8 protein-coding genes are annotated in these 14,833 nt (G+C 41.5%); 6 read left to right on the top strand and 2 right to left on the bottom strand.

All coding sequences use genetic code 11. The features are described from left to right. The first annotated feature begins 9 nt into the window (after positions 1-9). The 6 genes from lhgD (at position 10) to J0A67_RS20200 (ending at position 7,252) form a co-directional block, all read left to right on the top strand. On the top strand, positions 10-1,218 hold the full coding sequence (lhgD, locus tag J0A67_RS20225; protein ID WP_206571207.1) for an L-2-hydroxyglutarate dehydrogenase: 1,209 nt from the start codon (positions 10-12) through the stop codon (positions 1,216-1,218). Positions 1,219-1,312: 94 nt separating this feature from the next. Next, on the top strand, positions 1,313-2,266 hold the full coding sequence (locus tag J0A67_RS20220; protein ID WP_206571206.1) for a glycosyltransferase family 2 protein: 954 nt from the start codon (positions 1,313-1,315) through the stop codon (positions 2,264-2,266). A gap of 201 nt (positions 2,267-2,467) precedes the next feature. Further along, positions 2,468-3,877, top strand: coding sequence for an oligosaccharide flippase family protein (locus tag J0A67_RS20215; protein ID WP_206571205.1), 1,410 nt, complete (start codon positions 2,468-2,470; stop codon positions 3,875-3,877). Continuing rightward, positions 3,874-5,157, top strand: a complete 1,284-nt coding sequence (locus J0A67_RS20210) for a hypothetical protein (RefSeq protein ID WP_206571204.1) — start codon at positions 3,874-3,876, stop codon at positions 5,155-5,157. The genes J0A67_RS20215 and J0A67_RS20210 overlap by 4 nt, the downstream gene beginning before the upstream one ends. 48 nt (positions 5,158-5,205) lie before the next feature. Further along, a complete protein-coding gene (locus J0A67_RS20205; RefSeq protein WP_206571203.1) occupies positions 5,206-6,105 on the top strand; it encodes a glycosyltransferase family 2 protein in 900 nt (299 codons plus the stop codon). Next, complete coding sequence (locus J0A67_RS20200; protein ID WP_206571202.1) at positions 6,098-7,252, top strand: glycosyltransferase; 1,155 nt, start codon at positions 6,098-6,100, stop codon at positions 7,250-7,252. Before J0A67_RS20205 ends, J0A67_RS20200 begins: the two co-directional genes overlap by 8 nt. A gap of 629 nt (positions 7,253-7,881) precedes the next feature. On the opposite strand, the gene J0A67_RS20195 is transcribed toward J0A67_RS20200, so the two are convergent. Then, positions 7,882-10,557: an Ig-like domain-containing protein gene (locus J0A67_RS20195; RefSeq protein ID WP_206571201.1), complete on the bottom strand. Its 2,676-nt coding sequence runs from the start codon at positions 10,555-10,557 to the stop codon at positions 7,882-7,884. A gap of 1,257 nt (positions 10,558-11,814) precedes the next feature. After that, on the bottom strand, positions 11,815-14,833 hold a 3,019-nt coding region (locus J0A67_RS20190), incomplete at its 5' end, for an Ig-like domain-containing protein (RefSeq protein ID WP_206571200.1).

Raw genomic sequence — 14,833 nt, 5'->3', positions numbered from 1 at the left:
TTTAAAAACATGAAGTATGACATAATAGTCATAGGCGGGGGGATCGTAGGGCTCGCAACTTCCTTGAAACTCAAGGAAAAGAACCCTGATCTGAAAATTGCGATATTGGAGAAAGAAGATGTCGTAGCCAAGCATCAGACGGGTAACAATAGCGGGGTGATCCATGCCGGGGTGTATTATAAACCGGGGAGTCAAAAGGCAATCAATTGTACGACCGGCTACCGGATGCTATTGGACTTTTGCAACAAGGAGGATGTCCCTTACGAACTATGTGGCAAGCTCATCGTTGCAACCCAAGACGAGGAACTTCCGCGACTGGAGACACTCTATCAGCGGGCCATTCAAAATGGCCTGGACCGGGTTACAAAAATCAAAGCGGAGGAAATTCAAGAATATGAGCCCCACGCTGTTGGCAAATCCGCCCTGCTCGTCCCCTATACAGGAATAATTGACTATAAGGCAGTCAGTGAAAAGTACGCTTCCATCTTTAAAAAAAGATATGGGGGCGAAATCATCACTGGCGCCAAGGTGACTAACATTAGAAAATCCGGAACGAAATTTTACATAGAGACATTAAAATCGACTTATGTAAGCAACTTTGTCGTGAATACTGCTGGTCTCTATTCGGACAAAGTTGCTGAATTATCGGGATCCAGCTTAGATACAAGAATCATCCCCTTCAGGGGCGAGTATACCGAACTAAAAAAAGATAAACGATATCTTGTCAAAAATCTAATTTACCCTGTCCCAGACCCAAATTTCCCTTTTTTAGGAGTCCACTTCACAAGAATGATCAACGGTGGTATCGAAGCCGGCCCAAATGCGGTGTGGGCATTCAAAAGGGAAGGCTATAAGAAGACCAGCTTCGATTTAAAGGAATTCTTCGAATCCCTTGCCTGGCCAGGATTTAGACAAGTAATGGCAAAGTATTGGAAGGTGGGCCTGGGTGAATACCACCGCTCATTCAGTAAATCCGCACTCACAAAAGCTCTTCAAAGACTGATTCCCGAAATCACACAAGATGACCTCGAGCCTGGAGGCGCAGGGGTACGAGCTCAGGCCTGCCATCGCAGCGAGGGTCTTTTAGATGACTTTTGCATCATGGAGGGAGACCGTACTTTTAATGTGCTAAATGCGCCATCACCTGCTGCCACCTCTTCCCTCTCTATCGGCGAAACGCTCTCAACCAAAATCCTATCCCAAATGTCTTACGCCTAAACAGTACGAACTTTCAAAATCGAACTATTTATTAAATTTTCCTTAAACTTACACACCATCCAACCTAATCCAACAGCTTTTTAAATTCATCGAGATGAGATTCACAATAGGATTACCCATCACCAAAACCAAATACCTGCAAGAAGCACTTGACGGCATAAAAAATCAAACGTTTACAGAATTCGAGCTGATTATCAAGAACAATGCAAATACGCCAGAAAAAATAGCCGAAATTAGAAATATATGTTCCAGTTGGATTGGACAGGAAAATGTGCAGTATTATGAAAGCAAGGAACAGCTTGGAATGACTGCGAATTTCAACTCAATTGTGGAAAAGGCAAAAGGTGAATATTTTACCATAATGAGCGACGATGATATTATGGAACCGGATTACCTCATGGAATTTTCACAACTCGTTAGCAAACACCCAGAAGTAAAAGTCTTTCATTGCCGAGTTCAGCGAATAGACGGAAACGGTTCATTATTGGATTTTTCGGAAAATTGTCCGGAAGTAGAGTCACAAATTGACTTTATATATCAAAGAATGCGTAGTAAACGAACTCTATATTTGTCAGATTTCATAGTTAATACTCAAGCGTTGAAGGAAATTGGAGGCTTTCCCAGAGATAGTTCAGGATGGGGATGCGATGAGATCACATGGACCAAACTGGCATACAACGGCATTGGCTTTACTCAAAAGGTTCTCCTGAAATATCGAAGATTTCTCGGAAATTTCAGTATGTCAAAGGAAAATCTACAAAAAAGATTCAAAGACGTAGATCTAATGGATAGAACAATCTCAGACATTATTAAAGCAACTACCGCCAAAGTCGGCTGCATCTATCCAGAGTCATACTTACTTGAGTTAAACAAAAACAAAATCAAAAAACAAAAAGATTTCATCCTAGAGCACTACGCAAAATCAAACAATATCTTAGAAATTTTTGTTTTCTTCTCTAAAAACCAAAAAGAACTATCATTTAAAGGTCTATTTAGAGTATTACTACTAAAAACAATATATCGAAACAAACTCTACAATTCAATCTAGTAACAAAGCAATATTTACATTCATTTTCTAACAATAAAATATTTCCAAGTTAAGTAAGAAAATTCCGCTCTGACAAGGCACACAAGTAAAGAATTCACCAATACTGCTCGATCTTTGACAATTGTAGCAGAAAAAACCAACTATCCAACCAAAAAACAAGGCAAATGATTATGCTACGCAAGATCAGCTACCACAAATTAAATGGACTTAAAAAAAGTATTCGGAAATAAAGTAGTAAAAAACTTTAGTTATTTAACATTAGGGAGCATAGTTTCGCAGTTATTAATGCTGCTCACGGTTATTAAAATAACCAATGAGCTATCGCCATTGGACTACGGAACATACTCATTTATTATAGCTCAGGGAATGCTATTAATTGCAATCAGTGAGCTAGGGACAAAATCAATTATTATAAGAACACTGGCTAGAGAACCAGAAAAGTCAAACGACCTCATTGTAAATGGAATAAAATTAAGATTAATTACAATATCCGCAACGATTGGGTTATACTTCATTTACAACCATTTTTTAGGAACTCTAAACTCAGCGCAAATATTATTACTCGGAGGCTATTCTCTATCGACATCATTATTCTATCTGCTAGAACATGTATTTATAGGATATCAGAAAATGTTTTTTCCTTCAATCGTTAAGTCAGGAATGAATTTTCTATACTTTTTGATAGTCACTCTAATTCCAACGCATCTATTTTCTATAGATATATTGGTAATTTCATATATTATAATCACTATCATCCAAACACTATCATACTTCATACTTCTCAAAAAATCTAAACTCATCGTTGGCAAAACAACAACCTTTCTAAATTCCTCCAAACAGCTAATCATTGAGAGTTGGCCGTACTTTACTTTGATGTTGCTTTCACTACCAATGCTTCATTTATCAAACAATTTACTAGATATAAATTCGGATAAAGAACAGGTAGGATACTTCAATCTTGCAAAAAAACTTATGGGTCCAGTGCAGCTGGTCATTACTTTTTCATTGACTGCCATTTTCCCAAACATCTCAGCTATGTTCTTACAAAATCGTAAGAGGTTCAGAGGATTGATCTCAAACGGCATGTCATTTTTTATCGGATTGACGGCATTATTTTGTTTTTCTTTCACCCTATTTTCAAAAGATATCATTCTATTAGTCTTCTCAGAAAAATATTTACCGGCTATCAAGGTGATACAATTTCAAGTTTGGTATCTCTTTCTAAATGGGATAAACCACTTTATTACGGTAATTTTTGGTGCCTCAAATCGTGAGAAGCTAATTACAAAAGTCGCCTTGGTTAATCTACTGATTTCGGCTCCATTCTTATACATTGGAAGTCTGTATGGAGCGCTAGGAATATCCCTTGGGTTCGTTATATCAGCCGTTATCTATGAGTTTTATATCTGGCACCAATTTAAAAAGCAACTCAACATCAAGATTTCAGAAGAAAAACTTACTTGGCTCTTGAGCTTACTCCTATTCATGATTTCCTACTCTATGAGCGACGCCTCAATCTATTACAAAGTGATACTAGCTGTAGGTTTTAGTGGAACATACATAGCTTTTGCATACAAAAAAGTCCGCTCACTGTCAATGGTAAAAACTTGAAAAATAAAACACTAATATTCTGCATCCTGATTATTCTAACAGCAGTTAGTTTAAACTACTATTTTGCAACATTCCTTCCTGAAATATTTAAATATTTCAGAATCGCCTCTCTAGCACTTGCTGTTGCGATAGGAATCAGTCTTTCCTTTAGAAAAGGACCAGGGTTTATAGTACCAATACAGCTATTGACACTAGCTATGCTACTCTCAATACTTGTCTCATATCTAACGTGGGGACAATCAATTCCCTTAGGATTTCTAATCACCATTCCTTTTCTCCTTTGGCCAATATTTTTCATACTCTTAAAAATAGAAGTGCCTATTGACATGATCGAAAAAGTAATAATCATATTTGGATTAATTTACATAGTTTGCTATTTCTATCAATTTGCCAATCCCTATAACGTAATGTTCAACCTCGGTATGGTTGACGACGAATACCGGGAATCTAGAGGTATTATCAGAATTATCTTCCCCGGAGCAGGGGTGATTTGGTTGCTTACGTGTATGACGGTAACAAAACTTACGGACAGCGCATCCAAATACAAATTTTTCTGGTTTATCCTTTTAATTCTAGGCATCATCATACCTTTCATGCAGGCAACAAGAACGTACATTGTTCCTACAATCCTGATTTATTGTTATCATTTCGCAAAAAACATTTCATTGTCAAAAAAAATAGCCATAAGTATAGTTTTAGTAATCGGTGGTGTGTTTTTAAGTGATTTTGAAATTCCAGTCATTGAAGGGATTTTAGAACAGCAAGAAAAACAAACCGAAGATGGAACTAAGGACATACGATATATTGCAGGAACTTATTTTCTAACGGAGTTTTCCCCTACACCTATTAACAAAATACTGGGTAACGGAATGGGCCATGAACGAAGTGAATATGGCCAATTTATAGACAACCTAGGACAAAAAGGTTTGTTTATACCAGACATCGGCATATTCGGAATATATTCCTATTTCGGAATAATTCCAGTCATAGCATGGGCATTAATTGGCTACAAAGTTTATAAATACAAGATCCCAGAAAAGTACATCTATATCAAGTACTACTTTTTCTACATCTATTTTTGCGCAATAACAGGAAGTACATTCTATCATATACACTACCTAATTTCCACTATTTTTTCCCTATACATTTTCCAAACTATTCTATACAACAAAAAGAAAACACTATTAGACAAAATAAGAAAATTAGATCCCCAAAAAATCAGGTTGTTAAAAAAGCTAATAGAATCAAAAATCTCAAAACAGACTACCCAACCGATATAAATCTCGATTTAAATCAAATCGATTTTTTAGAACAAAGCCACCTCCACAATGCAGATATCTTGTTGCGTAAATACCTATAAGCGACCAAAACTTTTAAAAAAACTACTTCAAAGTCTCGAAAATCAAAAACTTGATTCTACATGGAAACTTGAAGTTATCATTGTGGACAACGATGAGCTCGAGCAAGGAAGAACAGTTGTAGAAGAGTATCTAAAAAGATCCGATCTGACCATAAAATACTATACGCAGCCGATCAAAAACATCAGTATAACTAGAAATAAGGGAGTGGAAATGGCGACTGGGAGCCTTATCATGTTTATTGATGACGATGGCTATGCAGACGAAGACTGGGTTTTTGAAATGGTTAATTGCTTGAACAAGTTCAACGCAGACGGCGTATTTGGAACAGTGCTACCTTACTTTGACAAAGAAGTATCAGATTTGTTCATTAAAGGAAAATTCTTCGATCGACCTATCCAAAACACAGGAGAAATTTCAAAGTACAAAAGGACGACAAACTGTCTAATAAAAAGGAATGTACTAATGGGAATCGAAGGCCCCTTCGATCCAAGGGATGGTTTGACTGGTGGAGAGGATGCTAATCTTTTCGAAAAAATTCAAAGTAAAGGCGCAAAACTAGTTTTTTGCAAAGAAGGTATTGTTCACGACCATGTACCATTCGACAGGGCCAATATCAAATGGTTGTCCCAAAGAAAGTTCCGAACCGGCAGAGGTTTCACCTCAATAAAAATCAAAAATTCTAAAAACAAGATCCCTGCAACAGTATATTATTTCGCAAGACCTGCTATCTTTTTACCTATAAGCATAGTAGTTTTTATACTATGCCTTCCATTTAAAATCCAAAGAACCCGATGGTTCTTGAACATTGTTAGCAATGTTGGACATTTGGCGGCTTTTACAAGAATAAATTATCAAGAATATGAATAGAAATAGCAAATGTCTAATTCATATCTCATTTGATTATCCAGACAGTATAAACAACCAAAAAACCAAGGCTGTTTCTAATTTGGTAGATGCGCAAACTACATTTAGGAATATCGTATTCTCTTTGAACAGGACGGCTAACCCCTTTGCTGACTTCTCATACAGAGAAGAGCCGCATGGATATTCGCTAAAAGTATTTGGCTTACCTTTTGGGATAGGACTTAGATTATGGATGTTTCTGGCTGCAAAAAAAATCGACAAAATTATCACGAGGGAAAGGATACAGTTCAATTTAATTCATGGACATAAGCTCACTTTTGAAGGCCTAATTGCAAGTCATCTTTCCCAAAAACACTCGATCCCTTATCTTATTTCTGTAAGAGGCGATACTGATCTCAAATTAATTAAAGTCCTGAAATTCAACCGGAACGTTTTCTTACGAACCCTTCAAAAAGCAAAAAAAATAATTTTTCTAGCTCCTTGGACAAAAAAAGAAATACAAGGAATGTACGGCAAAAACTTCTGTACTAGCAACAGCGTTGTAATGCCAAACATTATTAAGTTCAACAATATTCTGGAATCCCCAAGAGATGAACAATACACAGATCGATTTGTTTCAGTCTTCCATTTGGATTCCTACAAGAGAAAAAACATAAAGCGAACTATAGCGGCCATGGACGCAGTCCATAAGCAATATCCCCAACTAAAACTGGATATTGTAGGAGGAGGAAAATCAGCTGGAAAAATAAATTCCTACATTAGTAAATGTAAATACCCCTCACAATTTAGACTTTTGGGCAAAGCAGATCATTTAGACGTTTTGGCTATGTATAGCAAATACCTAGGCCTCATCTTGCCAAGTTTTCCTGAAACTTTCGGATTGGTCTTCGTCGAAGCACTTTATTCAGGAATACCAGTCCTATATTCAAAAAAATCAGGCATTGATGGATATTTTGATGATTTACAAGTATGCGAAAAAGTACATTATAAGTCAGTAAAAGAAATACAAGAAGGAATAGTCAAGATTTTTGAAGAAAACTCCAACTATCGAAAATCTATTAACCTCATGAAAAGTAAAGACGGATTTCTGAAATTCAGCAAAGAACATATCTCAAGCAAATATACCAACATAGTAGCCGAATTGGTCTGATCGTATTAAAAAGGGGTTCAACATCCAGCATAACAATGGGGATTTCCAAAGAATCAAACATGTATATATAGTCTGTAAAAGCCTACTTCAACACATGATGGCTTAAGGAGACTTCAAAACTCCTTTAAAGTCTATTTTTTTAAACTTGTTTGAGCCAAAACAGACGCATCCCCATTAATACCTAGAGATTTCATTTCCACAAAGAGCGTTTGCTTACAAAGCTTATTTTTTGGGCTATTTTTAGACTACATCCCGATTACACAAACCTAGGCTAGAGCCAATTAGGTGCTTTTCAGAAATCATCGACGCCATCATTGATGGCAATTGTTATGTGGCACCTTCGGTACAAAACTGAAGAAATTTGTCACCGAACCGCTGTAAATCCTCTATCCCCCTGGGAGTCTTTTTTTTTAGACCGGGTTCGATCCTTTTATCCCCAATTCTTCTATCTGTAGATCTTTCTAGAAAATCCTCATAGCAATCGAACCTAGGATTTCATTACAGCCATTCGACACTTTCCATTAGAACATAATCGGCCTGGGATCTCAACAAACCCCAAGCCGATGAATAGTTGCAAAGTATCTTTGAAATGCTTCAGAGAAAGGCAAATTGACTCTGAAGGCTTCCCTTTACTGCTTTATAAACTTTTTGCTTGACAAGGCATTGCCGTTTGCGTTCAATTGCAAAATGTAAATACCAGTTTTCAAATCAGAAACATCGATGATAACTTCAGAACCTTCAGGTCTTACCGCAACGGATTTTTGGATTATGCCGCTCATTGACACCACATTGATTTCAAAATCATAGATGCCATCCAGATTCTTGAATATAACATTGAGCTGTTCCATCGCCGGATTTGGGCCGATCACATAGTCCAAAAGTACCTGCCGTATGTCTTTCGACTGACTTCTAAATGCTTTCAAAACCACCGGACTGGAGAGATGTACTTTTCCGCTTGCGTCAGTGGCTTTTGCCACTAGCTCATGAGTCCCCTCAGGAATTCCGGTCCAATCGATTCCAGAGGAATTCTCTCCGAGTTCACCGACTAAGGTTTCGTCATCGTAGAGCTCGACTTTCTTGATTTCCGCATCGTTCTCTTCTATCTCAAGTTCGATATGAACGTCGCCGAAAGCCTCAAACTCAGACTTTCCTTCTGGAAGCACAACCCTAATTTCTGGTGCACCAAAAGACTTAAAGTGTTTGGTGAGTGTGACGTTTTTTTCAGGCATATCCAGTTCGAAAACCGCTTGATCGCTGACCTGCACTCCATCTAGACTCCAATAGTCAAACTCAACTTTTCCCTCTATTTCTTCTTCTGCAAAGAACAATAATTTTTCGCCAGCTTGGGCTTCAATCGGAGTTTGTGATTTAACATCAACGGGTGTCTGATCGGTGTCTGATGTCACCGCTACTCTATAGGTTTGCCCACCTACAAAATCGGGGTAGGTGGCTTTGGTGGTTATGAGTTCTTCGATCTCGCTCGAGGACAACTTCCTGTTCCAGATCGCCACGTTGTCAAGAACCCCTTGCACCCTTCTGCGGTACCCGGCTTGAGCCGACCCAATAGTCAATGCTTCACTTGATTGGTACAAAGTTCCCGAAATATCTCCAGACTTTTCAGGTTTGGTTGTGTTCAGGTACAAAGTATAGCCCTCCCCTGATTTGTAAGTCGCGATTACCCTAACCCATTTTCTTAGCGGAACAGTTTGCGTGGACACCCAATCCCTCACTTTTCCGCTATATGTTCGAATCCTGATCTTGTTATCACCGGTGATAGCTATAGAATAAGCCTGATTTTGAGGCCATCCCGAAGAAAAGGTCTTCCCGACGATCACGCTGCCGCTATATTGACCGGATCCCTCTCGGTAGATATCAGCCATTAAAGTAAGCTCTGTCGTCAAGTTCAAACTGTTGCTGTGCGGAACACGCGAAATAGAGGATGAACCGTTATATCGGTTCCCTTTTTCGTCAAAGCCAGTAGTATGACTGATCGAGGAATTATTCCCATGATTACTGCCATGCGAATCCCGAAGAACTCCGGAACTGTTGGTATTCATTTCATAAAATGAAACCAAACCATCCAAAAATCCAGCTTCCACCCCAGAATCGGACGACACATTCTCCACCTGCTCACTGCTTCCAATCTGGATTTCAACTTCATCAGAGGTGGTTGAGGCTCCTTTGTTGTCTATCGCCTTTGCCGTGATCGTGTATAAACCCGCCTTTGCATTTGACCAATAGTATCTGTAGGGAGAACTGGTATCAGTTCCCAACAGATTATTCCCATCGTAAAACTCAACCTTGGCGATTGTACCATCCCTATCCGTCGCATTTGCCGCAATAGAAAAATTGCTTCCCACAGAAAATCGTGCTTCGGATTCCGGAGAAGTGATACTGATAGTAGGTCTGGCATTCGAACCAGCCGATCCTGAAATCGGAGTATACAGCTTGTGGGATTCAGGATGGAGTTCGAGTCCACGGGCTACAGATGGGTTTGCTGCCAAAAATTCGCTGCTATACTGCCAAAAATGCATGTCATCCATCCACATGAACTGATCATGATCCGGCGCAAACCTTGAATCGTCTCCACCCATAAACGTGTTTAGCGCTATTGAACGAATCGTCTGGGGACTAGCGGAGGTTCTCATTTCAATATTCCTAGCAGAAGCCACCAACTCCCCATCCAACCAAACCTGCATGATTCCATTGGCCTTACCGTTTTGGTTTGCAACCACACGGACGGTCAACTCCTGCCATACTCCCCTTTCCAATTGTCCGAAAGTACCTTGCCCCATATCATCCCCATATTTATTTCCCATATTATGGTGATAAACGTACATCTTGAGCTTACCGCCCGCAACCTGCATCAATCTCAATGATGCTCCCTGATTTCCAACCTTAAGACCTTCGCCTCCTGAAGCAATATTGCTCGCAAGGCCAAATCCGACTCCAGGAAGTTTGGCCCCAAGCGCCCAGTCAAAATTCCCTTGGTATTTGATTCTAAAGGTCCAATAGATCTCCGTAATATTGTCCGGACTATCACGGAACTCAGGCCACTGATTTAATCCACCTCCTCGTCCCCAAGTTCCTTTTGGAAAAAAACTTGCCAAAACTTTACTTCCGTCTACCGTCCGTATTTGGGTGGTGTTTGGAAAATACAAGCTTCCATTATTCCAATCTGACTTGTATTGGGTGTTGGTGTAATATCCATTGGGATGATCTTCAAAATCTACTTTTCTTCTGATAACAAAATCATCTTCATTGGAACGAAGTTCTTCTCCCGCTTCATTAGGTTTTCTACCCATAGAATGAGAAAAATTGTCAGTGAGCAAATCGTTACTTACAGCATAGGGCTTAAGTAGTGAATAAGGATTTGCTAAAGAATTGATACCATACAATGAGGTAAACAAAAGGTACCAAAACAGTGCGAAGGTGTATTTTTTTTTCATAAGCAATTATTCGTAGATCTACTCATTAGATCTACTAGGTTGATGGTTGAGAGAAATAAATAAACACCTAAATGGTGAGGTGATTCTGGGTATGCGATATTCTACGCTATAGATAAAAACAGGGCTTATAGCATATAAAATTGACCAAACTATGGTCAAATCTGCAAAATGATTTAGTTAATTCACCTAATCATCCCTTCAATAAAAAAGGGAAAATCAACGTAGTTGGTTTCTCTTGGGCTACTTCCGGACGGGGCAAAAGCATAGATGGAAATCAGCTCAATTAATGACAAGGATTTTGACTGAGTAACTCAAGCTAACCACTGCAGACTTTCAATCACAGGCAATCTTTGTGCAGTTTATGCGCAATTTAAAGGACCTCATTTGTAGCACTCTAAATGAATTTTTTCGTATTCAAAATGAATTTCCCCCTTTCCAGCAAGGAAGGCATAAATTCAGTTTGAATATTCTCGAACAAACTTTTCAAGAAAATCGTATGGAACCCAATCATCAGATCAACCTTGAGCAGGCATGCCAAAAAAAAGCTCATCACAACTGGCGATTTTTGAAACAGTTTGTAGCCAAAAGCTACAATGAGGGACAGAAAGAATAGATTTCTGAACACCAACATATTCTGCATTCTTGTTGTGAACGATGGTTATAATACTAGTTCGACAACATTACGCTGAATCGGGAAAAATTTGACCAACTAGTCTTTTTCTTGAAGTTCTCGAAAATCAAAAAGACCTTTTTGAAAGTAGATTCAATAAGGTCTTTTACATTTTAAGAAAAACTAGCGACATAATTGGGAGTTGGTTGTTCGACTCACATCTTTGACAACATTACTCATCATTGATGTTAGCCTTGGCCAAAATGCATCTTTACTCCGACCATTTTTGCATAGTTAAAGCCACAACATTTCGACAGACACCTATTTACCACGTTCGATTTCACAAAGTGAGAAGTGTCCATTTCAATATGTCAACTTCATCTTCACACCATGTTCCGGTCTGAGATCATGATAGACCCCAGACCGGAGATTATTCAAAAAGCCGTTTTGAGAATCCAGAACCCGCCATTGTTGACCGGTTTAGTTTTCTGGCACGACACAATTTACTGTTTAATAAACTTTTTGCTTGTCACTGCATTGCCATTTGCTTTCAACTGAAGAATGTAAACGCCGTTTTTCAAGTCGGAAACATCAATGGTCACCTTAGATCCGTCAGGTCTCACATTAGCTGTCTTTTGGATTAGACCACTCATTGAAACCACGTTGATTTCAAAATCGTAGGTCCTATCCAAGTTCGTAAACATGATATTGAGATGTTCTACTGCGGGGTTTGGACCAATCACATAATCCAAGAGCACCTGCTTCATGTCATTTGCCGAGTCTCTAACCGATTTGAGGACGACGGGATTGGAGAAATAGGTTTTCCCGCTCGCATCTGTGATTTTCGCGGCCAGTTCATGGGTTCCTTCAGGAATGTCTTTCCAGTCGAATCCAGAGAATTTATCCACGAGTTCACCTACTAGAGTCTCTCCATTGTATAGTTCAACTTTCTCGATTTGAGCATCGTTCACTTCTATTTCAAGTCCTATATGAACTGTGCTGAGCGCCTCAACTTCAGTCTTCCCCTCCGGTAGGAAAATCCTAATTTCTGGAGCCTCGAAAGATTTGAAGTGCTGGGTGAGGGTAATATCCCTTTCAGGCATATTCATCTCAAAAAGCGATTGCTCGCTAACTTTCGCACCATCGACGCTCCAGTAATCGAATATGATTTCTCCCTCCTGCTCCCCTTCAACAAAGAACACCAATTTTTCACCGGCCTCAGCTTCTATCGAAGTACGTGCCGCAACATCGTCTGATAATTGGTTAGTGACCGTTCTCATCGTAACTGTATAGGTCTGGTTGCCAATAAGACCAGCGTAAGAGGCGGCTTTGGAGGTTATGAGCTTTTCGATCTCAGTTGTCGAAAGTTTCCTGTTCCAAATGGCAACATTATCCAGTCTCCCCTCGAGCCTTCTACGGTATGCTGCACGGGATGCCCCTATAGTCAACCCTTGGCTGGATTGGTATAGTGTTCCCGAGAACTTTCCGCTCTTTTCGGGACTTGTGGTGTCCAGATACAAACTAAATCCTTCTCCAGACTTGTAGGTCGCAATTACCCTAACCCATTTTCCTTCGGGAACTGTCTTGGAAGAAACCCATTCTTTCTTATATCCAATGTTTGCCCGGATCCTGATCTTGTTGTCTTTGGTGATTGATATGGAATAGGCTTCCGTGTCGGGCTGAGAGGATGAGTAAGTTTTACCGACAATCATACTGCCGTGTTCCTGTCCTTGCGCGAGTCGGTAGACATCAGCCATCAAGGTAAATTCAGTCTTAAGATTGAGACTGCTTTTGTGTGGTACATTCGAAACAGATGACTTCCCGTTATACCTGTTTGAATGTCCATTACCACGTTTGATTTGGTCAATCGACGAATTAGTCCCGTGGTTGTTGCCATGCGAATCCACGAGAACACCAGAAACATTAGTGTCCATCTCATAAAATGAAACCAATCCATCTGCCAATCCTCCAGTCATTTCTTGATTGGATGAAGTATCTCTTGCCTCAGCCACCTCGACTTTCACCAACTCTGAGGTGCCAATAGCCCCATAGTTGTCGGTCGCCTTGGCCGTGATGCTATGTATTCCGGTGGAAAGATTCTTGCAGCTATAGCTATATGGAGCGCTGGTGTCCGTGCCTAACAGGCTGGTCCCGTTGTAGAACTCCACCTTGGCCACCGTCCCATCACTGTCCGCAGCCGCCGCCGTAATGGAGACGGCCTCCCCAACCTTGAACTGCCCGCCAGAGGAAGGCGAGGTCAATCTAACCGTAGGCTTTGCGTTAGCCAAAACCGCGATCTTCACCGCCTCGGAGGTGGTGACGGCCCCTTTGTTGTCGGTCGCCTTGGCCGTGATGCTGTATTCCCCGGCCGAAACATTCGTCCAGGAATAGCTGTATGGAGCGCTGATGTCCGTGCCCAACAAGCTGGTCCCGTTGTAGAACTCCACCTTGGCCACCGCCCCGTCGCTGTCCGCCGCAGCCGCAGTGATAGAGACGGTCTTCCCAACCTTGAACTGTGCGCCGGTGGAAGGCGAGGTCAGGCTAATCGTTGGGCTCGCATTTGCCATTACCGTGATCTTCACCGCCTCGGAGGTGGTGACGGCCCCTTTGTTGTCGGTCGCCTTGGCCGTGATGCTGTATTCCCCGGCCGAAACATTCGTCCAGGAATAGCTGTATGGAGCGCTGGTGTCCGTGCCCAACAGGCTGGTCCCGTTGTAGAACTCCACCTTGGCCACCGTCCCGTCGCTGTCCGCCGCAGCCGCAGTGATAGAGACGGTCTCCCCAACCTTGAACTGTGTGCCGGTGGAAGGCGAGGTCAGGCTAATCGTTGGGTTCGCGTTTGCCATTACCGTGATCTTCACCGCCTCGGAGCTGGTAACGGCCCCCTTGTTGTCAGTTACCTTGGCCGTGATGCTGTACTCGCCGGCCGAAACATTCGACCAGGAATAGCTGTATGGAGCGCTGGTGTCCGTGCCCAACAGGCTGGTCCCGTTGTAGAACTCCACCTTGGCAACCGTCCCGTCGCTGTCCGCCGCAGCCGCCGCGATGGAGACGGTCTCCCCAACCTTGAACTGCCCGCCAGAGGAAGGCGAGGTCAGGCTAATCGTTGGGCTCGCGTTTACCATTACCGTGATCTTCACCGCCTCGGAGGTGGCGACGGCCCCCTTGTTGTCGGTCGCCTTGGCCGTGATGCTGTATTCCCCGGCCGAAACATTCGTCCAGGAATAGCTGTATGGAGCGCTGGTGTCAGCACCCAACAGGCTGGTCCCGTTGTAGAACTCCACCTTGGCAACCGCCCCGTCGCTGTCCGCCGCAGCCGCCGCGATGGAGACGGTCTCCCCAACCTTGAACTGCCCGCCTAAGGAAGGCGAGGTCAGGCTAATCGTTGGGCTCGCGTTTGCCATTACCGTGATCTTCACCGCCTCGGAGCTGGTAACGGCCCCCTTGTTGTCGGTCGCCTTGGCCGTGATGCTGTACTCGCCGGCCGAAACATTCGACCACGAATAGCTGTATGGAGCGCTG

Source organism: Algoriphagus aestuariicola, assembly GCF_017254835.1.
Lineage (GTDB): Bacteria > Bacteroidota > Bacteroidia > Cytophagales > Cyclobacteriaceae > Algoriphagus > Algoriphagus aestuariicola.
Note: the sequence above shows the minus strand (reverse complement) of the source record. Positions and strands in the feature narration are given on the sequence as shown.

Excerpts from the sequence above, each read along its gene's own strand:
- lhgD (WP_206571207.1), top strand. The coding sequence starts at position 10 with ATGAAGTATGACATAATAGTCATAGGCGGGGGGATCGTAGGGCTCGCA.
- J0A67_RS20205 (WP_206571203.1), top strand. The coding sequence starts at position 5,206 with ATGCAGATATCTTGTTGCGTAAATACCTATAAGCGACCAAAACTTTTA.
- J0A67_RS20220 (WP_206571206.1), top strand. The coding sequence starts at position 1,313 with ATGAGATTCACAATAGGATTACCCATCACCAAAACCAAATACCTGCAA.
- J0A67_RS20215 (WP_206571205.1), top strand. The coding sequence starts at position 2,468 with ATGGACTTAAAAAAAGTATTCGGAAATAAAGTAGTAAAAAACTTTAGT.
- J0A67_RS20195 (WP_206571201.1), bottom strand. The coding sequence starts at position 10,557 with ATGGGTAGAAAACCTAATGAAGCGGGAGAAGAACTTCGTTCCAATGAA.
- J0A67_RS20200 (WP_206571202.1), top strand. The coding sequence starts at position 6,098 with ATGAATAGAAATAGCAAATGTCTAATTCATATCTCATTTGATTATCCA.